The following is a 16,992-nucleotide window of genomic DNA, read 5'->3' on the forward strand; positions in this document are numbered from 1 at the left end:
AGGACACATCGACACCGGCATCCCGGTCCTCAACAAACTTGAAGGACACATCGACACCGCCCTCCCCGTCCTCGGCAAGCTCGAAACCCACATCGACACCGCCCTCCCCGTCCTCAACAAACTCGAAGGACACATCGACACCGGCATCCCGGTCCTCGGCAAGCTCGAAGAACACATCGACACCGCCCTGCCTGTGCTAGCAGACATCGAACCGGTGCTGCGCGAGGGTGTGGGTCTCCTCGGCCCGCTTGAGGGAGCAATCGACCGTCTCGGGTCGATTGCTGACCGGCTTCCACGCCGCATCAGAGGCAACGCAAACCGGAAGGACAGGGGTGCCGATCAATCAGCCAGTGCTAATGGGTTGCGGTAATGACGACGCTCGCTAAGAACTGCTACCCCACTGCAGACTGCCAATCAGCGAGCCAAGATCAATCCGGATGCTGCCAGTCGGCGGCTCCGGGTCCGCGCACCCCGTCACCGTGGTCTCGTAGAAGGTGCCCGGACCGCGATCCTGGGCACTAGGCCCGAGGATCATCCGGTACCGGATGAGATACGAGTCCGCTCCCACGTTGGGCCGGTCTTCGACCTCGCGCAGGTCGACGGTGACGGTCGAAACTTCGGTCGGACGGTTTCGCACGTATCCGGGCGGCCCGAGCGGTTCCTGGGCTGCCGAGTTGAGCACCCGCCGGCCCGTGGGCCCGGTGCCGAAATCGGGGCCGGTGGGTTGTTCGTCGTCGATGAGATAGTCGATCGTGTAGAACCGGCTATTCGTGTCATTTTCAATGGTGAAGGTGACTTCACATTGATCGTTGCCCACCGCGCTGAAGCGGACGGGACCGTCAGTTTTCTGGGCGAGACTGGCGTATGACATCGCGAGGACCGACGCTGCACACGTCGCTGTCACCACTATGCCTCGCGCACCGTTGCGCAGCATATTCATGCGAATCCCTAACCTTGCGCCGTCCGCTCCGGGACGGGTCGGCCTTCTGCGCTGGCAAGTATTCCAGATCACGAGACCCGCTATGTTACTTTCCGCTCAACAGCCGCCTGCCAGCGATCACCGCGGCTATGACGCCCGCGCGATCTCCCGCTGTGGCACACCCACATATTCGCTGAGCGGCCGGATCAGTGCGTTCGCCTCGCCCTGTTCGATGATGTGTGCGGTCCATCCGACGATCCGGCTCATCACGAAGATGGGCGTGAACATGTCGATGTCGAAGCCCATCAGGTAATAGGCGGGGCCAGTCGGGAAATCCAGATTCGGTTTGATCCCGGTGGCCTGGTTCATCTCGTCTTCGAGTTCCTCGTAGATGCCCAGCCATTTCGCACCATCAGTCGCCGCAGCGACGTTCAGGAACGCGTCTTTCATGGTCGGTACCCGCGAATCCCCCTGCTTGTAGACGCGGTGCCCGAACCCCATGACTTTCGCATTGTCAGCGAGCTTTGCGCGCAGCCACTCCCTTGCCCGTTCCGGTTCACCGATGTCAAGCATGTCGCGCATGACAGCCTCGTTGGCGCCGCCGTGCAGGCGTCCTTTCAGCGCCCCGATCGCTGCGGTGACGGCGCTGTAGATGTCCGACAGTGTGGAGGTGACTACGCGGGCGGCGAAGGTGGACGCGTTGAAGCTGTGTTCCGCGTAGAGAATCAGCGACACTTCGAACGCCTTGACGATCTCCGCGCCGGGCACGTCACCGAAGCACATGTTGAGGAAGTTCGCGGCGAAGCCGAGATCGTCGCGCGGCGCGATCGGTTCGTCGCCGTGACGGCGCCGGAAGTCCGCAGCGACAATCGTGGGCAGCACCGCCATCATGCGCAGCGCTTTAGCGCGGTTCGCCGCAGCCGAATTATCCTCCTCCCCTGGGTCTTCCGCACCGAGATAGCTGATCGCGGTGCGGACGACGTCCATGGGGTGGCAGGTATCGGGCAGCTTGGTCACCAGACTGAGCAAAGAACGCCCAGCTAGCCGTTGCGCGCGCTCCCGCTGCTGGAACGCCGCGAGTTGCTCCGGCGCTGGCAGATCGTCATGCCACAGCAGGTAAGCGACCTCTTCGAAGCTGCAATTGGCGGCGAGATCCTGCACGGCGTAGCCGCGGTAGGTCAGTGAATTTGTTTCTGGAACCACTTTGGAAATGGCGGTGGTATCGACGACCACGCCCGCAAGCCCTTTATGGATCATCGTGCACTCCCGTTATGAGCTGCGATGCTGAAGTTGAAGATCGACGTGTCGAATTCGTTGTAGCGCTCGTAGCCGATCAGATCGTAGAGCCGCGACCGGTGCTGCATCTGGCCGAGCAGCGCGGATTGTGTTCCGGTCTCAGCGATTTCGCGCAGGCCTTGCTCGACCGCGAACATCGCGAGGCGCAGCGTTGTCACAGGGTAGATCACCGCGTTGTAGCCGATTTCTTGCAGCGCGCCTGCCGAAATGAGTTCGGACTTCCCGAATTCGGTCATGTTGGCGAGCAGTGGCGTGTCAACCGCGGCACGAAAAGTCGCAAACTCCGATTCGTCTTGCAGCGCTTCGGTGAAGATGAGGTCCGCACCAGCGTCGGCATAGGCTTTGGCACGGTCAACGGCGGCGTCGAGACCTTCGAGGGCACGCGCATCGGTGCGGGCGCAGATCACAAAGTCCGGGTCGCGCCGGGCCGCTACGGCGGCACGGATCCGGCGAACCATCTCACCGGTGGAGACGACGGCTTTGCCGTCGAGGTGGCCGCACCGCTTGGGATTCACCTGATCCTCGAAGTGACACCCCGCGATGCCGGCGTCTTCGAGCACCGTCACAGTGCGCGCGGCGCTCATCGGTTCGCCGAAGCCGGTGTCCGCGTCGAGGAGCACCGGCAGATCAGTGACGCGGGCGATCTGCTGGCCGCGCTCAGACACCTCGGTGAGCGTGGTCAATCCGATGTCGGGCAGGCCGAGGTCCGCTGCCAGCACGGCCCCCGAAACATAGACCCCTTCGAAACCGATTTCCTGAACCAGCTTCGCAGTCAGCGGATTGAACGCGCCCGGCAGGCGCTGAATGGTGCCTGAGTTCAGGCCGGCCCGGAACGCACGGCGCTTGTCGGCAGGCAGCGCTTCCGCCGCGATGATCCCAGCCGCCATCAGAACAGGCCCTTCGGTGACTTCGGTGCGCGATCGAGCACTTCAGGGGACACGGTGAAGTTCAGCTGCCCGAGATCACCGGCGCCGAGTTCGGGGGCACGCTGCACAGCGTCGAGGAACCGATCTTGCTCCGCACAGTCGATCACGCCGTCCGCGAGGGTGCGGAACTTGTGAATGTAGTGTTCGCGTGCGAACGGACGGGCGCCCAGCGGGTGCGCATCAGCGACCGCGAGTTCGTCTTCGATGACCTCGCCGCTGCGCAACGTGATTACCGCACGCGCGCCGAATGCTCTCTCGCTGGGGTCAGACGAGTGGTAGCGCCGCGTCCACTCCGGGTCTTCAGCGGTGCTGATCTTCCGCCACAGTTCGATGGTGTCGGGCCGCTGCGCGCGTTCCGGTGCGTAGGAGTGTTCGTGGTGCCACATCCCGTCCTGCAATGCGACTGCGAAGATGTACATCACCGAGTGGTCGAGAGTCTCGCGGCTGGCCGTTGGATCGAACTTCTGGGGATCGTTTGAGCCGGTTCCGATGACGTAGTGCGTGTGGTGGCTGGTGTGCAGGACGATGGACGCGATCTGCGAAATGTCACCGATCTTGTCGCGCATCGTGCGGGCGAGGTCGATCACAGCCTGGCTTTGGTACTCCGCGGAATGTTCTTTGGTATAGCTGTCGAGGATTGCGCGTTTGGCTTCCCCAGGTCCGGGCAGTGGCACCTGGTATTCAGTGTTTGGCCCACCGAGGAGCCACGCGATCACACCGTCTTCGCCTTCCCAGATGGGTGACGGGGCACCTTCACCGCGCATCGCCCGGTCGACGGCTTCAACGGCCATCTTCCCGGCGAACGCGGGCGCATACGCTTTCCAGCTCGAGATTTCGCCTTTGCGTGACTGGCGGGTTGCCGTGGTGGTGTGCAGGGCCTGTCCGATCGCCTGGTAAATCGTCTCTGTGTCGAGCCCGAGCAGCGTTCCAATTCCCGCGGCGGCGGACGGCCCGAGATGCGCGACGTGGTCGATTTTGTGTTCGTGCAGGCAGATGGCGCGCACGAGGTCGATCTGGATTTCGTATCCCGTGGCGAGGCCGCGAATCAGGTCTTTGCCGGAGCGGCGGGCGTGCTGAGCGACGGCGAGGATCGGGGGGATGTTGTCGCCGGGGTGCGAGTAGTCCGCCGCGAGAAACGTGTCGTGGAAGTCGAGTTCCCGCACCGCGGTGCCGTTCGCCCACGCGGCCCATTCCGGGGAGTACGTGCCGCGCACACCGAACACCGTTGCGCCCGGGTCGTAGGGATGCGCGAGTGCCTGCGCCCGTGCGTTCGCCACCGGCCGCCGTGTCAGCGATGCGGCCGCGACCGCTGCGTTGTCGATGATCCGATTGATCACCATGTCTTCCGTCTCTGCAGGAACATCGACGGGATCGGTGGCGACCTCCGCGATCTTCCACGCGAGGTGTTCCTCACGCGGAAAGTTCTCTGCGGAACGACGGGTGCGCACGAGATGCGATTTCACAAGGTCCTCCGGTAGGGGGCGTCACAACAACAACAGCGATGTTTGCAGAGTATGCATGCTGGTCGTGCCCGTAAAGGCACTGAATATGCGTAGTTTTGCGGCGTGAGTCGCGCCGAGTTGCGAACCTTGCGATAGCGCTTCGATAGGCTTGGACGATGAGCGGGGCGCACAAAATCTATGGTGGCGCACGGTTGCGCCGTCTGCGTGAAGAACGGGGGCTGACGCAGCTGGCGCTCGCGCGCGTTCTCGATCTGTCGGCGAGTTACGTCAACCAGCTCGAGAACGACCAGCGGCCATTGACGGTACCGGTGCTGCTGAAACTCAATTCAACGTTTGAGCTAGACGCCCAGTTTTTCGCCGCGGACGAGGATGCGCGGCTGGCCGCCGACCTCCACGACGTACTGACTGACACGACGTCCACAGTGCCACCGGTGTCTGTCATCGATGATCTCGTTGCGCGAAGCCCAGAAATTGGGCGGGTGCTCGTGTCACTGCACCGGAAGCTCGCGGCCGCGACGGAACAGCTCGAGCAGTATGGAGCACAATATTCCGCGCCGCTGACGGCGGAAACCGGCACCAGCCAGCCGATGCCGTTTGAGGAAGTGCGGGACTTCTTCTACGACCACCGCAACCACATTCCCGATCTCGATGCGGCGGCGGAGGACATGTTTCATAGCCACTACCTGCACGTCGGATCGCTGGATCAGCAGCTGACGCAGATGCTCGCGTCGAAACATGGTGTGCTGGTGCGGTTGCGCAACGACCCGCCCGACAAGCCTGGGCCCAAGCGAATTTACGATGCCGACTCGCAGCTGATCACTCTGTCGCGGCTGCTGTCCCCTGGGCAGCGCGCCTTCCAGCTTGCGACACAGCTTGCTTTTCTGACGCAGGGCAGCACCATCGAGCGGCACGTCGCGAGCGCGCCCGCGCTCAGCGACAGCGCCCGCCAGCTCGCACGAATCGGTCTCGCGCACTACTTCGCTGGCGCACTCCTGCTGCCCTACACACAGTTTCTCCGGGCCGCGGAAGAGCTGCGCTACGACATCGAGCTCCTGTCGCTGAAATTCGAAGTGGGCTTCGAGACGGTGTGCCATCGGCTTTCGACGTTGCAGCGCCCGGCGAACCGGGGGGTGCCCTTCTTCTTCGTCCGCATCGATCGCGCCGGGAACATCTCTAAACGCCAGTCCGCCACGGCTTTTCACTTTTCACGGGTAGGTGGCAGCTGCCCGCTCTGGGTTGTTCATGACGCGTTTGCGAGCCCCGGCCGGATACTCACGCAGGTCGCGCAGATGCCGGACGGGCGAACCTACCTATGGATCGCCCGCACGACAACTGAACATCACCGGGCCTACGGCACACCTGAGCGCACCTTCGCGATTGGCCTGGGGTGTGACATCACGCATGCGCACCGGCTGGTGTATTCACAGGGCCTTCGCCTGGAAGCTCCCGAGCCGGTGCCCATTGGGCCGGGATGCAAGGTGTGTGAACGCCCCGATTGCGCGCAGCGGGCGTTCCCACAGCTCGGCCGCCGCATTGTTGCCGATCCGGACCGCAGCATGCGGCAGCCTTATCCGGCCGAGCATACGTAAGAGACTCAGATCGGCTGGCCGGACACCATCGCGAAGAAGGTCTCGACGAAGGACGGGATCACTGTTTCCGCGACGCCGGGCTCGACGAGCGTGCTCGGCACGTCCTGGATATCGCAACCCGAGGCCGGCGCCGGGGCACCAGGTGTGAGGCGCTGCTTGAGCCAGTGGAAAGCGCCAGGGCTTCCGCTGACCGCGATGACGCCGTGCGTGGTGATGAGCTGCGGCGGCGGGTCATGAGGTATTGCCTCACGCCGGTAGGTGACCGGCGTGCCGCCCGCGCAGTAGCTGTTGACAAGCCTGTCCGTGCCCACGATGGGGGCGACTTCCTCGCTGATCCCGTTGTGTACGTAGGTGGGGACGGTTGGTGCCCTGCCGGTAACACCGCGCGCGTCGATCTCCCGGCGAATCACTGGGTTGGCGAGAACCTCTTCGACGGGTGTGTTCAGGTGCTGTTCGTAGTCAAACCAGAGGTTGTTCAGCACGTTCTGACTCGCGCAGTGATTCCGCGCCTGCGCCACGATGTTTCGGCCCTGCGGGGTGAGGTACTGATCGAGCTCGGTGGCGAACTCGGGCGAGTCCTTCCCTATCGCCGCGAGCGCGATCGGGATAAGTCCGCCGAGCAGCGCGCGGTTCGCTGACTTGAGTGACGCTTCCAGGTCGCGTTCCGGGGCACCGAACGCGGCGCCCTGAATGTTGAGCTCGGGAGCGTACGACGGGTGCTCCTCGATAGCCCAGCTCGACGCGATAGCGCCACCGGAGTACCCCCACAGCGCGGTCGGAGTGCTGGGACCCTGAAGTCCCGCGGGCTCGAAGTTTGTGACGGCGCGGATGCCGTCGAGGACGGCGTAGCCGGGCTGATGCGGAGTGAGGAATCGGTCCGCGAGCGAACCGTGGTCGGGCATTGCGACCGCCCAGCCTTCGGCGAGGCCGGCCGCGGCGAGCGCCAGCTCTGCGGCGGGGAGGGTGAGGGTGACCGGGCCGACAGGGTTAGTGAAGTCGATTGGCGCCCCGTGAACCAGCGAGTAGGACGGCCCACACACGCGCAGCGTCGAGTCCGTCGCGGCCTGGTAGGAAAGCAGCGGTCGTGGCTCGCTGCCGCCGCGCGGCACCATGATCGTGGTGACGGCTGCGTCGGGATTACCGTCGGCGTCGGTAGTCCGGTACATCACATGCCAGGCGGCGACGTTCACCGGAAACAGTTGCAGGGCACGCACGTCGACCGGGCGGCTGCGGATGACGTCACCAGGGCTGTATGCGGAAAGCCCCGCAGGCCGGTCGTAGAAGGAGTCCGGTGGCGGCGGCGGTTCAGCCGCGGCCACAGTGGGGTGCAGCAGGACCGCCAGTATGAGCGTCAAGAGTGCCCCGGTTGCGCGGCGAAGAGTTTGAGACATCACGTACCTCGTTGGAATCAGCCAGTTAGCGCGAGGCGCTCGCTGCGTTCGGCGAGCGCTCACTGAGGTGGCCCGCGATGGTGTGATGAGCCACGCATGCGGGAACGAGCTGTGGCTGATCCCACTCGATGCAAAGATGTATAAGTGATACCGTTGCGTCTCACATTTTGTCAATGGTTGATTCTGTGTCTGTGTTGCACGGTGGTAGTTGTGAGACGGAATAGGCTCAAAGTGGCTATCGTCCGGCGGCGCGTACACGACATTCACCGATAAGGGCCCGCATCGCGGGTACAAATAGACGCATGCAGGCTCAGCGTGAAAGCACGCCACCTCCAGCCGGCCGCCGCTATGGCGGCCGGGCGGTTGCCGACCGCCGGGCGGAGCGGCGGCTGCGTTTTATCGAGTCCGCGATCGCCGTCTTCGGCTCTCGCACGTACCGCGCATCGACGCTTGCCGACGTGTGCAGCCACGCGAAGCTGTCACGGCGCCAGTTTTACGAGGAGTTCGAGTCACGAGAAGACTTGCTCACTGCGGCGTACACGCGCATCCAGGACGACGCGCGCTCGGCCGTGCTGCAAGCAATCGATCAAGCGGGAGATGCGTCAGTGCAGGACACCATCGCCGAAGTGATGGCGGCCTATGTCGAAGCGGTCGCGGCCGACCCGCGCCGCGCGCAGCTGGCATTCGTCGAGGTAGTGGGCGTCAGCGCCGACCTCGAAACGCGGCGGCGGCAGCAGCGTTTGGCATGGGGCAAACTCCTCGAGTCTGCATTCCGGGCCCGGCTCGGTGACAGTTACCAGCCGCCCGGCGGCTACACGCTGGCCGGGCAGGCCTTCGTTGGTGCCGTGAACAACGTGGCCCATGAATGGAGCCTCGCTGATCCGCGCCCCCCGCGCCATGAGCTGACAGCGCTGTTCACCGCACTGTTGACGCCACTCGCTTCACAAGGTTCGGAAGAGTCGAGGGCTTAGCGCTGGCGCAGGATGAAGCGCTGCACCTTCCCGCTCGGGGTCTTCGGCAGGTTCGGGACGAAGTGCACGGTCCGCGGGTAGGCGTGCGCCGCGAACTTCCGCTTGACGAGTTGCTGCAGTTCCTTTTCTAGCTCCGCCGTCGCCTCGGTACCGTCGCGCAGCACAACGAACGCTTCGAGCACTTCGCCGCGGAGTTCATCGGGCATGCCGACCACAGCGGCTTCAACCACGTCATCATGCATCACCAGCACGCTTTCGACGTCGAACGGCCCGATGCGGTAGCCAGCCATGATGATCACGTCATCATCGCGGGCGGAGAAGAAAAAGAACCCGTTCTCATCGGTTTGCCCGGCATCTCCCGTCACATACCAGCGGCCGTCTGAGGTGAAGCGCTGCGCCGTCTTCTCTGGCGCATCGACGTAACCGCTGAACCACAGCAATGGGCTGTGGTGGGTGTCGATCGCGACGCGCCCCGGCACACCAGGTCCGGCCACCTGATCAGAAGCGTCCTCAAGCACCGCACACGACCAGCCGGGCAGCGGTTTGCCCATCGAACCAGCTGGCACGTCTTCCCGCAGGCCGTCCGCCCACGCGTTGACGATGAACATTCCGTGCTCGGTTTGCCCGTACTGGTCGCGCACAACGGCACCGAGCGTCTGCTCAGACCACGCGATGACGTCAGGGGTCAGCGGCTCCCCCGCCGACGAGGCGCGACGCAGCGACACCGACTCTGGCACGGGCGTTGTGTCAGCGCGGAGGCTGCGGTACACGGTGGGTGCGGCTGCAAAATTGGTGACGCCGAACTTCTCCATCACCTGCCAGGTAAGCGGTGCTGAGAACCCGGCGTGCAGCAGCAGGCTGCGCACTCCTGCGGCCATCGGTGCTAACAGCGCGTAATACAGCCCGTATGCCCACCCTGGGTCGGCCGCGTTCCAGAAAACATCGTCATCACGCACGTCGAGGCCGAATTCGAGGTATGCGTGGAAGGACGCGAGCGCCCGCACCGGAACCGGTACACCCTTCGGAGTCCCGGTGGTGCCTGACGTGAAGAGCTGCACGAGACCACCGTCCGCACCCACAGCGACTGGCGCGCCCCGCGGATTGTCCGCATCGTGTGACGCGAGCAGCTTGCTGAAGCTCAGCTCCGTTGACGTGTCGGCACCAGCGACGACGACCTGCCACGGCACGTCGGCCGGAATGTCCTCGCCCGGAGCGAGTTTGGCAACCTGGTCGGCATCAGCAACCACTACCTTCGCTCCGCTTGCCTGAAGCCGGAACCCGATCGCCGGTGGCGCGAACGCGGTAAACAGCGGTACGTGCACCGCGCCGCGACGCCAAATGCCCAGCAGTGCAACAACGAGGTCAGCGGACTTCCCCATCAGTGTGGCGACATGGTCACCCGGTTCGACGCCGAGTTCAGCCAGGGCGGCCGCGAAACGGGTGGACTGCTCGCGCAGGTAACCGAAGGTGAGGTCGGTGGAACTGAGATCCGCTTCGATCACCGTGAACGCAACCGCATCCGCGGGATGACCGTCACACAGCAATTGCGCGGCGCACGCGTCAGGGGTGTCGTAGCGGTCTAATAACTCCTGAACCCGCACGTCTTCAGCAGTGCGGCCACGAATGGCGGTCTCGGCTTCCATGCGAACAGTCCTCCTACGCATCATCAGACAGCTGATGTCACCTCTCCCGACAGTGTCCAAACAGACAGCGGGCGCCGGTACCCCCGAATGGGGGCATCGGCGCCCGCGTGGTTAACTCCGGGGCCTCACGCCAGCGCGCGCGTCTTCAGACGCTGGAACTCCTCGTCGGTGATGGTTCCCGCGTCCAGCAGGACCTTTGCGTCGGCTATCTGCTGAGCGGGTGAAGTGCCCGCCACACCCTTGATGTACGCGTCCTGGGCTTGCTGCAACTGGGTCGCGACTTCATGCGAACGACGGTTCATGCCGTCCCCACGGAAAATGAGGTAAGCGAGTGCCGTGAGGAACGGCAGAAAAATGAGGAACAGCGCCCAGATCGCTTTCACCCAGCCCGATGTTTCACGGTCCCGTATCAGGTCCGTAATTATCGAGAACAACATAATCAGATATGCGATAAACACAAAGCTGACGACAATGAGACGGAAAAAATCCCAGAATGTTTCCATGTTCAGGTCCTTTCAGAGGCGGCTCGGACTACACAGAACCGGTAACAGATCTCTACAGGGCGCAGGGCTGGTGCAAGTATTACTTACAGTTCGTCGGCAAGTCTGCGGAAGTAGATTCTTGCGCTACACCGACGACGCATTCCGCCATCAAATCGTTATGCGGCGCCGACCGGTGCCCCCCATCTAGCCGGCAGTGCCGACATGTCGTTAACCACATCGGAGCGGCGAGGCTGTGCCACACTAGTGCGATAAGAAAATGGCGCGTGCGCTGAATTGCTGTCACCTGCGTGCGGAAATTCGGGCGAGTGCGGGAGATCGAAATGATTCTTATTTCTCGAGCACTGGGTGTGCTCACGGGAACGGCCCGGGCGGTGCTGCGCCTGATAGTTCGCGAAGCTATTGCGGCCGTCTTCGACGAGGCTGACCTGACCGCCCTTATTAGTGACCACATCGACCTTGACCGTATCGCCACGGGCATCGACGTCGACGCAATCGTCGCGCGCGCCGACCTGAACCGGATCGTCGATCGCCTTGACCTCGGCGCGATTATCGCGGGAGTCGACCTCGAGCCCATTGTTGATCGGGTGCTCAGCGAGATCGACCTGCCCGGATTGATACGAGAGTCGACCGGTTCGCTCTCGTCAGGTGCGGTGTGGGAAGTCCGGAGCCAGGGCGTGCGCGCCGACGACGCGGTTGCCGGGTTTATCGGACGGCTGCTTGGACGGGAGGCACGCCAGCCGCCTCAGCATGCGATCGCCGACGAGGACCGGTCGTGAACCAGTTCGGGCCGCACCGTCCCGCGGGGCTTGTCACACGCACGCTTTCCGCGCTCCTTGACCTCGGCGTGGTGATCATCATGATGTGGGCGATGTACGCGGGATGGGCGTTCGCGCTCCTGTTGTTCGCACCCACAGGATTTGCGATGCCGAACCCCGACCCTGTTCTGTCAACCGGCACCGCGATCGGAATCGCTGTCGCCTACCTCACCCTGTGTGCCGCGATCACCGGGCGCACTGTTGGGAAGGTCGTGATGGGTCTCCGGATTGTTCTGCCTCACGGCCGTGTGCGGCGCTGGCCGATCGCGTTCGCACGAGCAGTGTTGTGCGTGCTGTTCCCCGCGGGCCTGATGTGGGCGGCAGTCGATGCCCGCCGCCGCTCCGCCCAGGACGTGGTGCTCCGCACCCGGGTGGAGTACGACTGGTCGCACGCGCCCGCGCTGCCCGAAAGCTAACTCCGGGGCCGGAAGCCGGCGAGCTCCGCAATCACCTCTGGCCGCACTCCGTCCCCCGCGTCCGGGTTGTGCACTATACCGTCGGGGTCGACGAGGGTAACCCGCTTCCCGTCGTCGAGGGTCAGCCGTCGCACCGCTTCGAGGAACATGCGGCGTGCGACGTCGCTGACGCCATGCACGCGTGAGACGTCGAAGATGACATCGTCGCCGGAGATATCAGCATCGGCGACCTGACGCACTACCGCTTCCGCCCCCGCGAAACGGATCGATCCCTGCAGCCCAAAGAGGTGCGCATCGCCATGCATCGTGTGCCCGCGCAGCACCGACCTGCCGACCGGTGGCACCTCCATCAGATGCAGGCCCATGTCGTCAGTCAAGCGTTCGAATAGCTTCACTCCGCGCGTGGAGTTACCGTGCGCGTCGAGGCGCGGCGAAAACACCGCAATGCCAACCTGCCCCGGCAGCACACCGATAATGCCGCCCGCGACACCCGATTTCGCGGGGATGCCGACTGCCGTCATCCAGTCGCCCGCAGCGTCGTACATGCCGCATGTCATCATCACGCTCAGTACTTGGCGCACAGCCCGATCACCGGAGAGACGGCGGCCCGTGACCGGCTGGACACCGCCGTTCGCGAGTGTCGCAGCCATCATGGAGAGGTCCCGTGTCGTTACACTCAGCGCGCACTGCCGAATGTAGCCGCGCACCACATCGTCGGGGTCGCTCTCGAGAATGCCGTGGGTGCGCAGCATGTAGCCGATGGCAAGGTTGCGGTATGCGGTGTCGAGTTCGGACGTGAACACCGACTCGTCGAAACTGAGTTCCCGGTTGGCGGCGAGGCTCATGCGTTCCCGGAACCGTTCCGCCCGTTCGTCGGCGTTGCTGCCCTGCATGAGGGAATGGGTGGCGATCGCCCCCGCGTTGATCATCGGGTTGCGCGGGCGGCCAGTTCCTACTTCCAGGGAAATCTCGTTGAACGCCTCGCCTGAGGGCTCAACTCCGATCTTCCCCAAGACCGTGTCGAAACCACTGTCCAGCAACGCGATGCCGTACGCGAAGGGTTTCGAAATGGACTGAATCGAGAACGCTACATCAGCGTCGCCAGCGCAGTAACTGACACCGTCCGGTGTGGTGAGCGCGATCGCGATGCGATCGGGATTCGCCCGGGCAAGGTCGGGAATGTAGTCGGCGACAGCACCGCCGTCAGCGAGCCGGCAATCTTCGAGGACTTCTTGCAGGTAATCGGGAATCGGCGAGCGCATGCGCGCCAGCGTACTTGCTGGCTTGAGTGTTTGGAGTCAGCTGGTGAGCTTCGCGTACGTGTTGTCTCCGCCGCTCGTACGCCGCCAGCGGGCTTCAATCTCGTGTCCATTGTTCAAGTGTGCTTCCCACCTGTACGTCGTCGGCCACCGCCGGAATACCGGCAGCAGCGTCGTCACGACGCGCATGAGGGGTGGAAGTCTGCGGGGCCGCCAGCCCTGCGTCACGGTGAAGACGAGGGAAACTGCCGTGCCCTCAGCGGTAGTGCATGACCACTCCCCAGCAACGACATCAGCACGGTCTCCAATCGAGAGCGACCATCGCCCGGCACCGGGCGAGGGTGCCGCCGGCGGCGGCGGTTCGGGCGTGACGTGCAGCTCGGCCCGCGCTGCTCCCGGACCCTGGGCGCGGCGCTCATTGACTGCGGCGGGATTGACGTCCACGATCCACAAGTCGGCGGCATACTTGATCAGGTGCCGCCGGTGCAGGCGTGATCCGGGGAGGTTGCCCAGTGTGACAGCTTCTCCGTCGATACGGACGGTCGGCCGAAATCGGGTGCGGCGAACGAGATCGAACTGCCGCATCCACACCAGCATCAGCGCGGTGGGGTGCTCGATCGCGGAACCCACGGGGGCGAGGAATTCCGCGCGGCGGCGGCGTCTTCCATTCCGGTCGTCGACCTGGATCTCGATGCGCCGCCCTGCTGCGTCGTACAGTGCGACATCAGCGTGCACGCCCGTTTCTGTAATCTCCAGGACGGCCGGTTCGATCGCAGTGACGTGCCAGTCACCGAGGCCCGCAGCGATTCCGTATCCGCTGCGGTCAATGGTCAGCCCTTCCTGCTGGTACACGTCAACCTTGCGGGTATCGGTGCGGTTCATCAGCACGAGCACCCCGGTACCGTGCTTGTCGTCGTCAAAGTATTGAACTTCCATCCCCTGGTACACGGGGTGGTGATGGATTTCGAAGTTGAGCATCGCGGCGATCGTGTCGAGCTGCACGGATATCGGCCACCGTGAAGCTGAGGCGTCAGCGCTGAGACATTCCATGCCTCTAGCGTGCGCTGTTGCGGCGCGCAGCGGACAGAGGCTTTGGCCCCCGCACGGGCCCCTGCAGCTTTGAGGCACTCCGCCGCGCCAGCGGGGACTTAGGTCCCTTTAGCGTGACTGATGCGCCCCGTACGTTCACGATATGACCGCAGCGATAGCCCTTGCTGGCCTGACCAAAACATTCGGAACTGTGCGTGCGCTCGATGCGCTCGACCTCGAGGTTCGCACAGGTGAGGTCCACGGCTTTCTCGGACCGAACGGTGCCGGAAAGTCCACGACACTGCGCATTCTGCTTGGTCTGCTGCGCGCTGACAGTGGCTCTGCCCGCGTGCTCGGGCTTGATCCGTGGCGTGACGCAGTCGCGCTGCACCGTCGCCTCGCGTACGTGCCTGGCGACGTCACGCTGTGGCCTAACCTCACCGGCGGTGAAATCATCGACGTGCTCGCGCGCTTCCGCGGCGACACTGACCGCAAACGGAGTGACGAACTGTGCCAGCGGTTTGGTCTTGACCCGACGAAGAAGGCACGCACCTATTCGAAGGGCAATCGGCAGAAGGTGGCGCTGGTGTCGGCCCTGTCCAGCGATGCTGAACTTCTTCTGCTCGACGAACCCACGAGTGGCCTTGACCCGTTGATGGAGGCCGTTTTTCAGGATCTCATTCGCGAGGTCCGTGACGCCGGGCGCACGGTTCTGTTGTCCAGCCACATTCTCGCGCAGGTCGAAGTTCTCGCGGACCACATGTCGATCATCCGCGAAGGCCGTGTGGTTGAGACAGGCACGCTCACCGACATGCGTCACCTCACCCGCACCACGGTGGTCGCTCGCACGGAACTTCCCGCTACCGATATTGCGATGCTGCCGGGTGTTCACGATCTGCATGCTGTCGACGGCCGGATCGAGTTCGAGGTCGACCGGAACCAGCTGCAAGAGACGATTCGCTACCTGACTGATCTGGGTTTGCGGTCACTGCAGGCGCACCCGCCAACGCTTGAGCAGCTCCTCCTCCGCCATTACGCCGACACGATCGAACCGGCCGGAGTTTCCTCATGAGCACAGTTGCGTTAGCGCGACAGCGTGACACCGCGGGCGGCGCCTTCACCGGTACAGGTCAGCTCATCCGGTTCATGCTCCGGCGTGACCGGATACGGTTGCCGGTCTGGATCGCGTCGCTGACTGCATTCGTGGTGGGTTTCGCCGCGACTCTCCCCGGCGTGTACGCCAGCTTCGAAGAGCAGCAGCTTCGCGCGGCGCTGATCGGCAACCCAGGCACACGTGCCATGACGGGCCCCGGCTACGGGCTTGACCATTACACCTTCGGTGCGATGATTGGACTCGAATTCCTCAGCTGGACAGCAGTCTTCCTTGCCATCATGAGCATCCTCATGGTGGTGCGCCACACGCGTGCCGAGGAGGAATCGGGGACCGCGGAGCTGCTCCGTTCGACCGTGGTGGGACGGCACGCGGTGCTGAGCGCCGCGGTCCTCGTCACTGTTGGCGCGAACCTCGCGATCGGTCTTGTTATCGGGGCGGGGCTCGGCGCGCTGGGAATCGAGAGCGTCACCTGGGCAGGCTCGCTGCTGTTCGGCCTCGCCCTCGCATCGATTGGCATCGTGTTTGCCGCGGTCGCGGCCGTGACGTCGCAGATCGCGGAGAGCGCGCGGGCTGCCTCAGGTCTTGCCGGCGCGGTGTTCGCGGTCGCATATCTGCTGCGCGCGGCGGGTGACATGAGCCAGGTCGGCGGGAACGCACTGTCGTGGCTGTCGCCGATCGGATGGGCACAGCAGACTCGCATGTACGTTGACGACCGGTGGTGGCCGCTGCTCCTCTCCGTCGCCGTAACAGTGGCGCTCGTAGGTGCCGCCTTCTGGCTCAGCACTCGCCGGGACGTGGCGGCGGGTCTACGCCGGCCGAAGCCCGGGCGTCCGCGCGCTCGCGGGGTGCTAACCACCCCAGCGGGTTTTGTGTGGCGCATGCAGTGTTGGCCAATTCTGTGGTGGGCGTTCGGTCTCACCGCGTTTGGCCTCTTCTACGGTTCACTCGCGGGCGAACTGGAGGATTTCGTCAGCGGCCTCAGCACCATCGAGGAGTGGATCGGCGCGGTCGGTGGCGCTGTGATCATCGAGTCGTTCCTCTCCATGATCGTGATGATGCTTGCAATAGCCGTGGCCGCGTTCTCGGTCCTGTCGATGCGCCGCTTGCGAACCGACGAAACGTCCGGGATGAGTGAGCAGATCCTTGCGACCGGTGTCTCACGGCAGCGGTGGGCGCTGAGCCATCTGTCGGTGACGCTGGGGGCGGGCGCAGTGCTGATGGTGCTCGCTGGGGGCGGGTTGGGTGTGACCGCGGCGCTGAGCGCCGGCGAACCCTCGCTCTTTCCGAAGCTGCTCCTCGCCGGGCTCGTCCATGTTCCCGCGGTGTGGCTGGTGGCGGCGATCGCTATGGCGCTGATCGGTGCCGCTCCACGGTTCAGCGCGCTCGCATGGATCATCGTCGCCTACGCGATCATCGTGAGTTCGTTCGGTGAATTGCTGGGACTGCCCGAGTGGGCGGGACGATTATCGCCATTCGGCTGGGTGCCGCTGATGCCGGCTGAGCCGTTCACAGCGGGACCGGTTTTCGTCCTGATCGCGGCGGCAGTGGCGCTCGCAGGTGTGGGCGTTGGTGCCTGGGATCGGCGAGATATCGGCGCGTAGGACACTGCGGGAATATGTTGAATCTTCAACTAGTTGAGGTAGGGTGAGAGCCACGAG

At 64.0% G+C, this 16,992-nt stretch carries 16 protein-coding genes; 7 read left to right on the forward strand and 9 right to left on the reverse strand.

Annotation, left to right across the window (positions count from 1 at the left end):
* Positions 1-370, forward strand: a 370-nt coding sequence (locus ONR57_RS12585; RefSeq protein ID WP_265123825.1) for a hypothetical protein, incomplete at its 5' end; no start/stop codon positions are given.
* Positions 371-382: 12 nt separating this feature from the next.
* Here the strand turns inward: ONR57_RS12585 and ONR57_RS12590 are convergent.
* The 4 genes from ONR57_RS12590 to prpD form a co-directional block, all read right to left on the reverse strand.
* Positions 383-940: a hypothetical protein gene (locus ONR57_RS12590; protein ID WP_265123827.1), complete on the reverse strand. Its 558-nt coding sequence runs from the start codon at positions 938-940 to the stop codon at positions 383-385.
* Positions 941-1,066: 126 nt separating this feature from the next.
* Positions 1,067-2,176 carry a bifunctional 2-methylcitrate synthase/citrate synthase gene (locus tag ONR57_RS12595; RefSeq protein ID WP_265123828.1) on the reverse strand — a complete coding sequence of 370 codons (1,110 nt, stop codon included), beginning with the start codon at positions 2,174-2,176 and terminating at the stop codon, positions 1,067-1,069.
* Positions 2,173-3,102: a methylisocitrate lyase gene (gene prpB / locus ONR57_RS12600; protein ID WP_265123829.1), complete on the reverse strand. Its 930-nt coding sequence runs from the start codon at positions 3,100-3,102 to the stop codon at positions 2,173-2,175. The genes ONR57_RS12595 and prpB overlap by 4 nt, the downstream gene beginning before the upstream one ends.
* The gene (gene prpD, locus ONR57_RS12605) at positions 3,102-4,604 is read right to left on the reverse strand and encodes a 2-methylcitrate dehydratase PrpD (RefSeq protein ID WP_265123830.1); all 1,503 of its coding nucleotides are present in this window, start codon (positions 4,602-4,604) and stop codon (positions 3,102-3,104) included. Before prpD ends, prpB begins: the two co-directional genes overlap by 1 nt.
* A 155-nt stretch (positions 4,605-4,759) precedes the next feature.
* Here prpD and ONR57_RS12610 point away from each other — a divergent pair, with 155 nt between their 5' ends.
* Positions 4,760-6,193, forward strand: coding sequence for a short-chain fatty acyl-CoA regulator family protein (locus ONR57_RS12610; protein ID WP_265123832.1), 1,434 nt, complete (start codon positions 4,760-4,762; stop codon positions 6,191-6,193).
* 5 nt (positions 6,194-6,198) lie between these two features.
* Here the strand turns inward: ONR57_RS12610 and ONR57_RS12615 are convergent, their stop codons facing one another.
* Complete coding sequence (locus ONR57_RS12615) at positions 6,199-7,584, reverse strand: lipase family protein (RefSeq protein ID WP_265123833.1); 1,386 nt, start codon at positions 7,582-7,584, stop codon at positions 6,199-6,201.
* Between the two features lie 302 nt (positions 7,585-7,886).
* Here ONR57_RS12615 and ONR57_RS12620 point away from each other — a divergent pair, with 302 nt between their 5' ends.
* Positions 7,887-8,555, forward strand: coding sequence for a TetR/AcrR family transcriptional regulator (locus tag ONR57_RS12620; protein ID WP_265123834.1), 669 nt, complete (start codon positions 7,887-7,889; stop codon positions 8,553-8,555).
* Here the strand turns inward: ONR57_RS12620 and ONR57_RS12625 are convergent.
* Positions 8,552-10,198 (reverse strand): AMP-binding protein, encoded by a 1,647-nt coding sequence (locus ONR57_RS12625; RefSeq protein ID WP_265123835.1) that lies wholly within the window; start codon positions 10,196-10,198, stop codon positions 8,552-8,554. The genes ONR57_RS12620 and ONR57_RS12625 overlap by 4 nt on opposite strands.
* Before the next feature lie 125 nt (positions 10,199-10,323).
* Positions 10,324-10,701 carry an SHOCT domain-containing protein gene (locus tag ONR57_RS12630; protein WP_265123836.1) on the reverse strand — a complete coding sequence of 126 codons (378 nt, stop codon included), beginning with the start codon at positions 10,699-10,701 and terminating at the stop codon, positions 10,324-10,326.
* Between the two features lie 320 nt (positions 10,702-11,021).
* On the opposite strand from ONR57_RS12630, the gene ONR57_RS12635 reads away from it, so the two are divergent.
* A complete protein-coding gene (locus tag ONR57_RS12635; protein ID WP_265123837.1) occupies positions 11,022-11,477 on the forward strand; it encodes a hypothetical protein in 456 nt (151 codons plus the stop codon).
* Positions 11,474-11,932: an RDD family protein gene (locus tag ONR57_RS12640; protein WP_265123838.1), complete on the forward strand. Its 459-nt coding sequence runs from the start codon at positions 11,474-11,476 to the stop codon at positions 11,930-11,932. Before ONR57_RS12635 ends, ONR57_RS12640 begins: the two co-directional genes overlap by 4 nt.
* On the opposite strand, the gene ONR57_RS12645 is transcribed toward ONR57_RS12640, so the two are convergent.
* Positions 11,929-13,194, reverse strand: coding sequence for a glutaminase (locus ONR57_RS12645; RefSeq protein WP_265123839.1), 1,266 nt, complete (start codon positions 13,192-13,194; stop codon positions 11,929-11,931). The genes ONR57_RS12640 and ONR57_RS12645 overlap by 4 nt on opposite strands.
* Positions 13,195-13,230: 36 nt before the next feature.
* A complete protein-coding gene (locus ONR57_RS12650; RefSeq protein WP_265123841.1) occupies positions 13,231-14,241 on the reverse strand; it encodes a hypothetical protein in 1,011 nt (336 codons plus the stop codon).
* Positions 14,242-14,383: 142 nt separating this feature from the next.
* Here ONR57_RS12650 and ONR57_RS12655 point away from each other — a divergent pair, with 142 nt between their 5' ends.
* Both ONR57_RS12655 and ONR57_RS12660 read left to right on the forward strand, forming a co-directional pair.
* Positions 14,384-15,292 (forward strand): ABC transporter ATP-binding protein, encoded by a 909-nt coding sequence (locus ONR57_RS12655; RefSeq protein ID WP_265123842.1) that lies wholly within the window; start codon positions 14,384-14,386, stop codon positions 15,290-15,292.
* Positions 15,289-16,935, forward strand: coding sequence for an ABC transporter permease (locus ONR57_RS12660; protein ID WP_265123844.1), 1,647 nt, complete (start codon positions 15,289-15,291; stop codon positions 16,933-16,935). The genes ONR57_RS12655 and ONR57_RS12660 overlap by 4 nt, the downstream gene beginning before the upstream one ends.
* Positions 16,936-16,992 lie beyond the last annotated feature (57 nt).

It is taken from the genome of Hoyosella sp. YIM 151337, from assembly GCF_026041215.1.
In the GTDB taxonomy this organism is placed as follows: domain Bacteria; phylum Actinomycetota; class Actinomycetes; order Mycobacteriales; family Mycobacteriaceae; genus Hoyosella.

What these genes read in the sequence shown, in the direction of transcription:
- ONR57_RS12590 (WP_265123827.1), bottom strand. Translation starts at nt 940, where the DNA reads ATGAATATGCTGCGCAACGGTGCGCGAGGCATAGTGGTGACAGCGACG.
- ONR57_RS12595 (WP_265123828.1), bottom strand. Translation starts at nt 2,176, where the DNA reads ATGATCCATAAAGGGCTTGCGGGCGTGGTCGTCGATACCACCGCCATT.
- prpB (WP_265123829.1), bottom strand. Translation starts at nt 3,102, where the DNA reads ATGGCGGCTGGGATCATCGCGGCGGAAGCGCTGCCTGCCGACAAGCGC.
- ONR57_RS12610 (WP_265123832.1), top strand. Translation starts at nt 4,760, where the DNA reads ATGAGCGGGGCGCACAAAATCTATGGTGGCGCACGGTTGCGCCGTCTG.
- ONR57_RS12615 (WP_265123833.1), bottom strand. Translation starts at nt 7,584, where the DNA reads ATGTCTCAAACTCTTCGCCGCGCAACCGGGGCACTCTTGACGCTCATA.
- ONR57_RS12620 (WP_265123834.1), top strand. Translation starts at nt 7,887, where the DNA reads ATGCAGGCTCAGCGTGAAAGCACGCCACCTCCAGCCGGCCGCCGCTAT.
- ONR57_RS12625 (WP_265123835.1), bottom strand. Translation starts at nt 10,198, where the DNA reads ATGGAAGCCGAGACCGCCATTCGTGGCCGCACTGCTGAAGACGTGCGG.
- ONR57_RS12630 (WP_265123836.1), bottom strand. Translation starts at nt 10,701, where the DNA reads ATGGAAACATTCTGGGATTTTTTCCGTCTCATTGTCGTCAGCTTTGTG.
- ONR57_RS12635 (WP_265123837.1), top strand. Translation starts at nt 11,022, where the DNA reads ATGATTCTTATTTCTCGAGCACTGGGTGTGCTCACGGGAACGGCCCGG.
- ONR57_RS12645 (WP_265123839.1), bottom strand. Translation starts at nt 13,194, where the DNA reads ATGCGCTCGCCGATTCCCGATTACCTGCAAGAAGTCCTCGAAGATTGC.
- ONR57_RS12650 (WP_265123841.1), bottom strand. Translation starts at nt 14,241, where the DNA reads ATGGAATGTCTCAGCGCTGACGCCTCAGCTTCACGGTGGCCGATATCC.
- ONR57_RS12655 (WP_265123842.1), top strand. Translation starts at nt 14,384, where the DNA reads ATGACCGCAGCGATAGCCCTTGCTGGCCTGACCAAAACATTCGGAACT.
- ONR57_RS12660 (WP_265123844.1), top strand. Translation starts at nt 15,289, where the DNA reads ATGAGCACAGTTGCGTTAGCGCGACAGCGTGACACCGCGGGCGGCGCC.